This is a genomic window from Methanocalculus chunghsingensis (assembly GCF_018132105.1).
Lineage (GTDB): Archaea > Halobacteriota > Methanomicrobia > Methanomicrobiales > Methanocorpusculaceae > Methanocalculus > Methanocalculus chunghsingensis.
The window spans coordinates 514-969 of the sequence record NZ_JWHL01000039.1 but is presented as its reverse complement, the minus strand read 5'-3'; the positions used below and the strand labels follow the sequence as shown (position 1 = coordinate 969).

The window sequence follows — 456 nt, the reverse complement described above, 5'->3', positions numbered from 1 at the left end:
AGATGTCAGCATCAGCAGGTTTTGAAGTAATTCTAATCCCCGCATAAGTGACCCCAATTAATGTTGGATTATATGACCACGTGGTTCTGAGAGCGGCCTCAGTCACATCTATCTCTTTTACCCAGGTCTGATACCCACTCTTTCTCAGCTCAATCTCATGTTCACCAAGAGTTATTCCGGAGACGGTCAGCGGTGTTCTCCCCATATGAATACCATCAATATAGATGTCAGCATCAGCAGGTTTTGAAGTAATTCTAATCCCCGCATAAGTGACCCCAATTAATGTTGGATTATATGACCACGTGGTTCTGAGAGCAGCCTCAGTCACATCTATCTCTTTTACCCAGGTCTGATACCCACTCTTTCTCAGCTCAATCTCATGTTCACCAAGAGTTATTCCGGAGACGGTCAGCGGTGTTCTCCCCATATGAGTACCATCAATATAGATGTCAGCAT

At 44.5% G+C, this 456-nt stretch carries 1 protein-coding gene; it reads right to left on the bottom strand.

Annotated elements, in window-relative coordinates:
- Positions 1 to 427: PEGA domain-containing protein (locus tag RJ53_RS11490; protein WP_246496124.1), on the bottom strand; the 427-nt coding region annotated here is incomplete at its 3' end.
- Between the last annotated feature and the right edge of the window lie 29 nt (positions 428 to 456).